This is a genomic window from Streptosporangium sp. NPDC051022, assembly GCF_040683035.1.
Taxonomy (GTDB): Bacteria; Actinomycetota; Actinomycetes; order Streptosporangiales; family Streptosporangiaceae; genus Streptosporangium.
In genome coordinates, this window is record NZ_JBFBCF010000046.1 from 57,681 (window position 1) to 68,357 (window position 10,677).

At 65.4% G+C, this 10,677-nt stretch carries 9 protein-coding genes; 6 read left to right on the forward strand and 3 right to left on the reverse strand.

Features of this window, described 5'->3' with window-relative positions:
- The first annotated feature begins 89 nt into the window (after positions 1 to 89).
- Genes AB0N02_RS43455 through AB0N02_RS43470 form a run of 4 tightly spaced genes read left to right on the forward strand, consistent with a single transcriptional unit; the run spans position 90 to position 4,902 of the window.
- Complete coding sequence (locus AB0N02_RS43455; RefSeq protein ID WP_363960138.1) at positions 90 to 1,490, forward strand: extracellular solute-binding protein; 1,401 nt, start codon at positions 90 to 92, stop codon at positions 1,488 to 1,490.
- A gap of 15 nt (positions 1,491 to 1,505) precedes the next feature.
- Complete coding sequence (locus AB0N02_RS43460; protein ID WP_363960141.1) at positions 1,506 to 3,326, forward strand: ABC transporter permease subunit; 1,821 nt, start codon at positions 1,506 to 1,508, stop codon at positions 3,324 to 3,326.
- Positions 3,323 to 4,138 carry a hypothetical protein gene (locus AB0N02_RS43465; RefSeq protein ID WP_363960144.1) on the forward strand — a complete coding sequence of 272 codons (816 nt, stop codon included), beginning with the start codon at positions 3,323 to 3,325 and terminating at the stop codon, positions 4,136 to 4,138. Before AB0N02_RS43460 ends, AB0N02_RS43465 begins: the two co-directional genes overlap by 4 nt.
- Entirely contained in the window at positions 4,135 to 4,902 is a 768-nt protein-coding gene (locus AB0N02_RS43470) for an SDR family oxidoreductase (protein ID WP_363960147.1), read from the forward strand. The genes AB0N02_RS43465 and AB0N02_RS43470 overlap by 4 nt, the downstream gene beginning before the upstream one ends.
- Before the next feature lie 633 nt (positions 4,903 to 5,535).
- Here AB0N02_RS43470 and AB0N02_RS43475 read toward each other — a convergent pair.
- Positions 5,536 to 6,024: a pyridoxamine 5'-phosphate oxidase family protein gene (locus AB0N02_RS43475; protein WP_363960150.1), complete on the reverse strand. Its 489-nt coding sequence runs from the start codon at positions 6,022 to 6,024 to the stop codon at positions 5,536 to 5,538.
- A 293-nt stretch (positions 6,025 to 6,317) separates the two neighbouring features.
- Between AB0N02_RS43475 and AB0N02_RS43480 the strand changes: the two genes are divergently transcribed.
- Both AB0N02_RS43480 and AB0N02_RS43485 read left to right on the forward strand, forming a co-directional pair.
- Positions 6,318 to 6,914, forward strand: a complete 597-nt coding sequence (locus tag AB0N02_RS43480) for a recombinase family protein (protein WP_363960153.1) — start codon at positions 6,318 to 6,320, stop codon at positions 6,912 to 6,914.
- A gap of 73 nt (positions 6,915 to 6,987) precedes the next feature.
- Positions 6,988 to 7,368: a hypothetical protein gene (locus AB0N02_RS43485; RefSeq protein WP_363960156.1), complete on the forward strand. Its 381-nt coding sequence runs from the start codon at positions 6,988 to 6,990 to the stop codon at positions 7,366 to 7,368.
- A gap of 45 nt (positions 7,369 to 7,413) precedes the next feature.
- Here AB0N02_RS43485 and AB0N02_RS43490 read toward each other — a convergent pair whose 3' ends face one another.
- Positions 7,414 to 7,959 (reverse strand): GNAT family N-acetyltransferase, encoded by a 546-nt coding sequence (locus AB0N02_RS43490; RefSeq protein WP_363960159.1) that lies wholly within the window; start codon positions 7,957 to 7,959, stop codon positions 7,414 to 7,416.
- 198 nt (positions 7,960 to 8,157) lie between these two features.
- Positions 8,158 to 10,677 (reverse strand): Tn3 family transposase (locus AB0N02_RS43495; protein ID WP_363960162.1); only part of this gene is annotated, 2,520 nt, incomplete at its 5' end.

Here is a 10,677-nt window from a genome sequence, read left to right on the forward strand (position 1 = left end):
CAGCGTTAGGTATGTAGTTACCCTTAACTAACCTCGCGACTCTGACCCACCCCCGGCGAGGTAGAGCTTCAAGCAGGAAACGGTGTGACATGAAAGTAAGGCGTAGGGCTCAGCTGTTCTCGCTGATGAGCGTCTGCACGGTGCTGGCGGCCACAAGTTGTTCGGCGGGCGGTTCCTCCGCCTCGGGGACCACCCTTGACCAGGCCGGCTGCGACAAGATCACGAGCGGGGCGGCGGCCGGCGCCGGCACGTCGCTGAAGCAGCCGGGCGGAGGCGGCCAGAGCCTCCACATCGAGCAGGCGTCGCTCGAAACCGGGCTGTCCAAGGCCGCGGCGAGTAGCAAGACCATCAGTTTCGTCGGCGGGGCCTACACCGGGACCACCGAGGCGTACTGGAAGGACCTTGCCGGCAAGTTCGAGGCGGCCAACCCGGGATACAAGGTCAACATCCGGATCATCGACTGGAACAACATCGACCAGCAGGTCAGCACGATGATCCAGACCAAGCAGTATCCGGACATCCTGAACCAGAACAAGTTCTCCGGGTGGGCCGCGAACGGACTGCTCCAGCCGATCGACTCACTGGTCTCCCCGACGGTCGGGAACGACTTCATCCCGTCGTTCAAGGAGAACAGCTACTACCAGGGCAGCCAGTACGGCCTGCCTCTGATCGCCAGCACCCGTGCACTGTTCTACAACAAGGACATTTTCGCCAAGGCGGGGATCAGCCAGCCCCCGACCACCTGGGCCGAGTTGGTGGCCTCCGCACAGAAGATCAAGGAGGCCGGGTACACCGGGTACGGTCTGCCTCTGGGCGGCGAGGAGAACCAGGGCGAGTGGTCTCTGTGGATGTGGTCCAACGGCGGCGACTGGAAGTCGGACAACCAGTGGAGCGTCAACAGCCAGCGGAACGTTGAGAGCCTGAACTTCCTCAGCTGCCTCGCCAACGTCTACAAGGTGACGCAGCCCAACCCGGGTCAGACGAACCGCACCGACGGGGTCTTCCGGCCGTTCGCCAACGGCCAGACGGGCATGATCATGGGTGCCAGCTTCGCTCCCAGCCTGTTCAAGCAGTGGAACTCCACCGTCAACTACGGCATCGCCCCCATCCCGGTGAACAACGGCACCAAGCCGTTCACCCTGGGGGTGCAGGACTACCTGGTGTCGTTCAAGAACCCGGGCAACACCGAAGCCGTGTCGAAGTTCCTGAACTTCTTCTACCAGACCGACAACTACGTGCGCTTCCTGACAAGCCAGGGTTTCCTGCCGACCACCAAAACGGCGTCCGCCGCCCTGAAGAGCGAGCCCGATTTCGCGCCGTATCTGGATCTGCTGCCGATCGCGAAGTTCTACCCGTCGACCGACCCCGGCTTCCCGAAGGCGCAGGGCACCCTTGAGGCGCAGCTCGGCACCGCGCTGACTCCGGGGGCGGACACCAAGTCGGTTCTGGACCAGGTTCAGACCGCAGCCACGCAGGGCAACGGCGGCTGAGCGGTGGCACCGAGGATGCGGCACCATACATGGCGGTCGCTGACCTGGATCTCGCCGAGCGTCCTGCTCATCGCCGCGGTGATCACGCTGCCCGCGCTGCGGATGGTATGGACATCGCTGCAGCTCACCGATGAGACCGGAGTAAGCCACGGGTTCGCCGGGTTGGCCAACTACCGCCGCCTGTTCGACGAACCGGCGCTGGTCAACGTTCTGAGCAACACGGTGGTGTGGGTGCTGCTCGTGGTCGGCGTGTCCATCGTTGTCGCACTTGGCCTGGCACAGCTGCTGAACAAGCAGTTCTTCGGGCGGCGCCTGGTGCGCTGGGCGCTGATCGTGCCCTGGGCGACCTCGCTGGTGATGACCTCGACGGTGTGGCGGTACATGCTCGAGGGCGGCAACGGGATCGTCAACCGGTTCCTGATGGACCTCGGCGTGATCAGCGCACCGATCGGCTGGTACCAGGACCCTCGGTATGCCTTCTGGTCGGTGGTCGGGGTGGGCATCGTGGTGACCATCCCGTTCACCACTTATGTGCTGCTGGCCGGGTTGCAGGCGATCGATGCGCAAGTGTACGAGGCCGGAAAGCTGGACGGCGCCGGCCCGTGGAAGACATACCGGTACATCACCCTGCCACTGCTCCGCCCGGCCCTGGTGATCGCCACAATCTTGGTCACCATCTACGTTTTCAACTCGTTCCCGGTGATCTGGGTCATCACCGGGAGCAATCCGGGGAACTTCTCGGACACCACCCTTACCTGGGCGTACAAGATCGCTTTTCGGCAGCAGTTGAACACCGGCGAGGGAGCCGCGCTGTCGGTGTTCAACGTCCTGATACTCATCGTCGTGGTACTGCTGTACCTGCGTGCGGTCAACGGAACCCGGGAGCGGCAGTCGTGGCTGGGCCGCACCTGGGCGGCACTGACCGACCGGCTGAGCGAACGATGGGGCCGACGGCGTCCGGCAGGTCCCGTTTCGGTAGCGGTGTCCGACCGGGTGCACCGGAGGGTGTGGCCGCGGCTGCGCCCGGTGGTGCTGCCGCTGGTCGGGCTGGCCGTCGCGGCGTTCTTCCTGGCCCCGTACGCGGTGATGTTCCTGGCCTCGTTCAAGGACGGCGCCGACCTCTACGCGGTGCCCGCCACCTACCTGCCACGGCATTGGGAATGGAGCAACTGGGCGAACGTGTGGGATGTGCTGCCGCTCACCACGCTGCTGCGCAACAGTCTGATCATCGCGGCCGCCTCGACCGCGCTGGTCCTGTTGATCGCGGTGCCGGCCGCGTACTACACCGCCCGCAACCGATTCACCGGCCGGACGGCCTTCCTGAACCTTGTGCTGGTCACGCAGGTCCTCGCCCCGGTCGCCTTGGTCGTCGGCATCTACCAGGAGGTCATCTACGTTGACGGGGTCAACCAGTACTGGGCGATCGTCGTGGTCAACGCGGCGTTCAACCTCGCCTTCGTCACCTGGATCATGAATGGTCAGTTCGCCGGCATCGACCTCGCGATCGAGGAGGCGGCCATGATGGAGGGGCTCGGGCCGGTGCGCCGGATGCTGCGCATCATGCTGCCGGTGGTGCGCCCGGGTCTGGTGACCGCGCTGGTCTTCACCTTCATCCAGGTGTGGAACGAGTTCGTCATCTCGCTGACCGTCTTCAACGACCCGACCCACGGCCGAGTCACCCTGCCGGTCGGCATCCAGCAACTGGTCGGCCTCAACCAGACCAATTACCAGTACCTCTTCGTCGCCTCGCTGATCGCGACAGTACCCGTCGTGGCGCTGTTCATCACCATCGAGCGGCATCTGGTGGGAGGACTGACCGCGGGGAGCGTCAAATGATCGAGTTGACCGCCGGGAACGCCGCCATCCGGGTGAACCCCGCCGACGGCGGTCGCCTGACGTCCCTGCGAGTCGGCGACGCGGAGCTGCTGGGCGCCGGCGGCGCGGGCCCATCCGGCCTGGACCAGATCATGCACGGCAGCTTCCTGATGGCGCCGTTCGTCGGCCGGCTGGAAGGGGCCCGGTTCACGTTCGCCGGGCGGGAGTGGACGGTACCGGCGAATCTCGCCCCGCATGCCCTGCACGGTCTCGTCTTCGACCGCCCCTGGACCGTCGACGGCACCGCGGCCATCGATATCGAACTGGACGGGCGATGGCCGTTCGGCGGCGCCGTGCGGCAGGAATTCGAGCTGACGCCGGACGCGCTGACGGTACGCGCCACGGTGACCAACGAACGCCGCACCATGCCGGCGATCGTCGGTTTCCACCCGTGGTTCAGGCGCAGGATCGACGGCGGGCCGGAACTCACCTACCGCTTTGAACCCGGCCTGCGCTATGTCTGCGATGAAGACGGCATCCCGCAGCATCTGTCCGCCTCCACCGGCCCGCGGCCATGGGACGACTCCTTCACCGCCGTCGCAAGCTCACCGGTCCTTCGCTGGCCGACCCTTGACCTGACCGTCGCCAGCGCGGCCGGTCACTGGATCGTCTGCGAAACCAAAGCCGACGCCATCTGTGTCGAACCATTGTCCGGACCGGTCAACGGCTTGAACACCCACCACTATCAGATCGTCGAGCCCGGAGCGCCGTTGCAATTCTCGATGACGCTGCACTGGACCGCACGACAGCCAACCGACAGGAAGACAACATGACCGTCTTGGACTCATTTTCGTTGCAGGGCAAGGTCGCCGTGGTCACCGGAGCCAGCCGCGGCATCGGCCGGGCCCTGGCCCAGGCGCTGGGCGAGGCGGGCGCGGCGGTCGCGGTGACCGCCCGAACCCTCGAGGCCGCCGAGCGAGCGGCTCGTGAACTTCAAGCCTCCGGGATCACGGCACTGCCGGTCGCTCTTGAGGTGACCGATCCGGTTCAGGTCGATCGGATGGTGGAGCTGGTCAGCGGGCAACTGGGTCCGATCGACGTACTGGTCAACAACGCCGGCATCAGTATCGGCCGGTCGGCTCTGGACACCCCCGACGAGCTCTGGCGCGAAGTGCTGGCCACCAACCTGGACGGGGTCTGGTACTGCAGCAAAGCGGTCGGCGCGCAGATGGTCACACGGGGCGGTGGGAGCATCGTCAACATCGGCTCCATGTCGGCCATGATCGTCAACCGGCCCCGGTGGCAGCCCGCGTATCTGGCCTCCAAGGCGGCGGTGCACCAGCTGACCAAGGCTTTGGCCGCCGAGTGGGCACCGCACGGGATACGGGTCAACGCGCTCGCCCCCGGTTACATCCTCACCGAGGCGTCCCCCGTGGACCAGCCGGAGTACCGCGAATGGTGCGTCGAGCCCGCCGCGATGAAGCGGTACGGTCTGCCTGAGGAGCTCGGCCCGGCGGTGGTCTTTCTGGCCAGCCAGGCATCCAGCTTCATGACGGGCTCGGTGATGGTGATGGACGGTGGATTCACCCTTTTCTAGGGGTATCAGGCTGGCTGCGGCGGACGCCGGCAGGTCGGTGGTGGAGGAAGTGGCCGTAGTGCTCGAGAAACGAGTGGATACGGCGTAGGCAGGCTCCCGAGGGGTGGAATTTCCTCCGCTCGGGGCCGGCGGGAGAACCGGAGTGGGCGCGGCAAAGGCCAGGGCGGCGGCAAGATCCGCACCGTCGTCGCCGAATCGTCGTCAAGATCATCTCTCTGGCGCCGGAATCCGGTCCGATCCTCCCCGGAGGCCGCCCTCGGGGTCCTGGGGGTCGTACCCTCCGGGGTGAGGTCACCGGTCGGGTGGCCTTCGACGGGGTCACCGTTCCCGGGCGGGGGAGGGGGATGGCTCTTCGGTACAGGTCGATGGCGGGAAGGGGAGTTCTTCCGGCATCGGATCACCGATCTGGACCTGGTCGCCGAGTAGGGCGGCGGGGAACGAGGAGCCTCGCGGACGTCGGCGGCGAAAACGCGACCCTGAGGGCGGCGGCTCGCCGGAGGATCATCGTCCCCCGCTTATTAATCTACAATGTAAAGGCGTCTGGTGGATTCAAGATCACTTAACCCCGAAAACAAGAAAACCTCTCAGCCGCTGCCAGCATGACCGGGTGAACCGGCGATGCTGGGTCACGGCCTATGCGCGTCTGAGGCGGTGGAGTCCCCGGCCTGGGCGCCAAAGGTCGATGACCATGGCAGATCCCTCGAGCTGCGTCAATACGACCTCTCGAATGTCGGCCCTAAAGAAATGGGACTCGCTGAAAGCGTCGGGACCGAAGCCGCGCGCGGCCGGCATCGGTGTGATCTGGTCGCGGTCCGTGACCTCGACCGCGTGCCCAGACAACTTCGTGTCGCCCGATGAGATGGCGGAATCGTCGACGCCGAGGAGAACCGGAGGGCCGTGCAGAGCAAAGCGTGGGTCGCGCTGCAGGTCGCGGGCCTTCAAGGCGCCAGGCGTCGATCCGAACCACAGTTCGTCGACGATGTAGGCCTCGATACCGCTGACTCGCGGTGAACCGTCCTTGCGCAATGTCGCGATGGTCTTGTGCTTGTGCGACTCGAACGACTTCCGAACCCGGGCGGCGAACTCCGGTGCCGATTCGGCGACTTCACGCCAGCTGGCCATGCGGTCTCCCGTCATACGATCTTGGATGGCCGGCCTACCGTGTCACAGGGGACCGACAAAGCGGCAGAACCCGCTCGGTCTCATCGGCCCTCCACTCGGGTCGCCGCCACCAGGGGCAAAGTAGCTCTGTGTAATCATCGCTACTCTTTGTGGTTGCCAGGTTGGTCCCCAGTGTCGAATAACGACCGTCTTTCGACACTCGCCGAGTCGATCACGGAATCGCAGGTGAGTGCTGTCGATAACTCGTGTCGAAAATCAATGTCGGTGAACGGTACGTGAAGTAGATTTCGACAGTGCTCTTCGGCTACGCGCGGATCAGTACCGCCGACCAGAACCCCGACCATCAGATCGACGCGCTGCTGCGCGCGGGCGTCGACCGCAATGACATCCATTTGGACAAGGCCAGTGGCGCCAAGGCCTCCCGGCCCGGCCTCGACCTGGTTCTCAAGCTGCTGCGCGAGGGCGACACGCTGAAGGTCACCCGGCTGGACCGGCTGTCGCGCTCAGTCCTGCACTTGGTCACCCTTGGGGCGGACCTGCGGATGCGCGGGGTGGGACTGCATGTGATCGAGCAGGGCATCGACACCGACACGATGGAGGGCCGGGCAATGTTCGGCATGCTGTCGGTCCTGGCCGAGCTGCAGCGCGAGCTGATCGTGGCCAACACGATGGACGGCCTGGCCTCCGCCCGTGCCCGCGGCCGGGTCGGTGGACGCCGGCCCAAGCTCACCGCCGACCAGGCCGCCCTCGCCCAGGAGCTGTACGACACGCGGGACAAGACCGTCCAGCAGATCGCGGACTTGTTCGGGGTGCCGCGCTCGACGGTGTACGGGCACCTGAAGGGCGACACCGTGCGCCGCCAGCCAAAGAAGACCCTGGACAGGGCGTAGGACCCGGTAGGGGTCTTGGGTCGTCCGGTCGAAATTGAACGCTAGCAAGCGTCTTCCCAGTTCAGAGCCTTGAGTGCTGTTGGATCTTCCACCGCAGTCTCGCGGCGGCGAAGGCTCCGGCGGATCGGGGCTTTCGTCGTCAGGGGTGTCTCCAGGGCTGGCCGATACCGCGGTACTCCTCGATGGGGATGGGTTTGACGCCCTTGCGCATGCGGCTGGTGTACAGGCGGCCTATCTCATGATCTCGAAGATCGTGCCTGTTGTTCTCGCCCCCAGGCACCTCTCCAAGCTCTTTGAATGGCCCGAAGCAGTCACGCTACGAAACGGACAGCTAAGCGGTAACCGACATGTCGCTGTGGCCCTGGCCAGCAGCCTGTTCGCCAAGATCCCGGGTTACCAGTGTCCACGGCTGTTCGAGGCCGTTGTTAGCAACCGCATTAGCAAGATCACCTAATAAGGGTGCTCTTCGGGGAGTGGATCGCGGCCGGTGCTCACGTCTCTACCTCGGGTCGAGTACGCGCGTCATCCAGATCGTGTTGCCGTGTTCGGCGTCCTCGGTGATGCGGTCGCTTCGGTGGAAACCGAGCTTCTCGAGGACGCGGAACGAGGGTGCGTTCCACTCCCACACGGTCGCCCAGAGTCGTCGACGTCCTGTTCGAGTCGCGGCTTCGATGACCGCACGGGCGGCTTCTGTCGCGTAACCATGGCCGTGAGCTCGTTGTGCCAGCTCGTACGCGATCTCAGGTTCGTCGAAAGATCCCTGGCCGACAGTCAATCCGCAATACCCAATGAACTCACCGGTGTCTCGCAGCTCGATAGGCAGCAACCCGAGCCCCGGATCCGCCGCCAGCGGATTGTCGAGGAGCCAGCTGCGGATGTCCTCGACCGTCGGGCGTCCCTCGGCGTCGATCTGCCGTACCGGCGGCACTCGTGTATCCCGCTCAAGCCATAACCCGCGGTACTCCTCGGCATCCGACGGCACCCACCGCCGCATCTGCAGCCGCTCGGTCACCAGCTCCGCTGGCAGATCCTCATAGGTCCTCACCCGACCAACCTAACCCGGTGCTGACCAAGACCGGAGGACGACTGCATGAGGCACCGCGGGCATGGGCGTGAGGAACGCCGCACCCTCAAGGTCGTCACCGTCGCCTCCGGGCTGCCGTCCTGGATCTCGCATGATCGAGAAACCGGACAAATATCCACTACGCCGGAGCCCGGGGTCACCCCCGAGATCGTTCGTTGCTCAGAGCGGACCATCTGACTGTTGACCCTCAGCGCCCGGCGCCGGCTCGAGGTCGAGCTGTTTGCTCATGTCGAGCTCGAACTTGCCGTACAGGTTCAGATGGGACCAGAAGAGAGCCGACAGGGCGCGCCGGTCGGCGTCGGTGAGCTTCTTTCGCCACTTCGGCTCGGCGAGGACGATCTGCACCATCCTGGTGTTCAGGTAGACGATCGCGGCCTGGACCAGGTGCAGGGCCAGCGCGGAGACCTCGACGTGTTCGCGGTCGTCGCCGGTCAGATCACCGGCCTTACCATAGAAGATGTCTTTATTGGCCGAGTTCCAGTTCTCCACTACGTTCAGGCCTTCGTGGATTTCGCGGCGCAGTTCCTCTTCAGCCAGGTAGTCGCAGATGAAGACGGTGCGGATCACTCGGCCGAGTTCTTCGATGGCCCGGTAGGTGGGGTGCTTGGGGCCGCCGCGGGTGAAGCGGCGCAGCATCTGATGGGCCTCGGCGGTGCCCAGCCGTAGCGCCGTCGCGTACTTGATCATCTGGTCGTACTGGTTGGCGATCAATTCCCAGTCGATGGTCTTTCCCGACAGGACGCCCTCCAACTGCGGCCAGGCTTCGCCTTCGGTCAGGCCCGGCCTGTACAGACGGGCCGAGCCGATGTTCTTCAGCCGGGGCAGCAGCTTGAAGTCCAGCAAGTGCGAGAACGCAAAGCCAACGATTGAAGCTCCGTGGGTATCGGTGTACTGGCGATCGATCTCCGCGCTGGTCAGATGACGGAGCAAGCCCTCGATCATCGAGGCCACCTCGGAGTCCGTGGTGGATCGCACCTGGCTGTAGATGCACACGTTCTTGCGCTCGACGTGCCAATACACCATGATCCCGGCGCCGCCGTAGCGCTGGTGCCACTCGGTCACGAAGTTCGCCGACCAGGAACCGAACTTGCGCGAGTCCGACGCGCACGCCGTGCCCGGCCCCCACAGCGAGACGTCGCGCACCTCCAGCGTCTTGTTGACCACCGTGCGGATCGCGGCGCGCAAGTTGTCGCGGTTGACGAACAGCCGGCGGGTCCGGCGCAGCGCGGCCTCGGTGTCGGCCTCCATCCCCTCGATCGCCGCGGTGCCGTCGGCGACCCGTTTGATCCCCATGTTCGTGCCGAGCCCGAAGGTGCACAACAGCAGCTGGCGGCGCAGCACCTTCGCGTCGGTCACTGTGCGCGAGGCCACCGAGGTGAACTCGCCGGTGAACTTCGTGGCGTGGTCGACGTTCTTGATCAGATCCAGCAGGTCGATCACGCCCCAGCGGCGGGCGATCTCCTCCTTCAGCGCCTCCAGGTTCTCCGGCTCGATCTGCTTGCCCAGGGGCGGCACGCTGATCCACGGCTCGCCCTTCCTCCTGGTGATGCTCACCCCGCCCGTCGTGGCCTTCTTCAGCCCCTTGTTCAGCCGGTCCAACGCCGCCACGTGCCGCTTCTGCAGATCGGCGACGAAGTCGGCCGGGTCGCGGGGCTTGGCCAGCGCCTCGTAATGCACGTCCCGGTTGTCCTCGAAGTCGGCGGGCAGATCCTCATCGGGGTTACGCCAGATGTTGGCGCCCTCCACCCAGATCTCGCGGCGCCGGATCGCCTTGCGCAGCGCGACCAGCACGCACAGCTCGTACGGGATCCGCTCCACCAGGCCGCTGTCGGGGTCGAGGACCGCGTCGTGCCAGTCCTCGGGCACCACGTGCTCCAGCGGCACCGCCTCGGCGGCGGCGTAGAAGTCGGCGTCGGAGCCGTCGTACCGTTTCAGCAGGTCCAGGGCGTCCATGACCGGCTTGAAGGTGTCGTTGCTGGAGCGGAACCTCGCCGCTTTGAGCAGCTTGGGCAGGCCGCGCCGGTAGTGGTGGGAGTAGGAACCGCGCAGCTTGGTCCGCACCCGGGTGCGGAGCTCTTTCTCGTTCGCCTTGGCCTCGGCGATGATGTCGGCCAGTGTCCGCTCACCGACCACCGGATATAGGGCCTTGCGGACGATCTCCTCCGGCAGTTCCAGCGCCACCGTCGCGAGCTTCACCAGGATCCCGCTCTTGCCCTGCACCCGCCGGAACTCGGCGTTGAGCTCGCCCTCGACCTTCTTCTCCGCCCGCACACTGATCTTGTGCACGAGCTGAATCAACAGCTCCACCAGCCCGTCGATCAGCTCCGCCTGCCGCACCCGGCACAGCGCGGCCAGTAGCGTGATGCGTATGGGCGCCGCTGCCGCCTCGAAATCGGAGGGGTACATCTTCATCGCCCGTGCCCGCCAGCCCGCTACGACCTTCTCCGAGACCCCCTCGAATAATGCGGCCGGAAGACCGATCGCCTTCACCCGCTCAAGCTTCATGATCTCCGCCAGCAACGTGTCCAGCTGAAACGACCCCGGATCCTCCTTCAGCTCCTGCAAGAACGCGCGCCGTCCGCCACTAGTGCTGCGTTCCTCATAGCCGGTAGACGAACGTGCGGCGCAGGACCCGAGGTTGAGGTGGTGGTCGCCCCCAGATCCAGGGCTGGGCGCGGG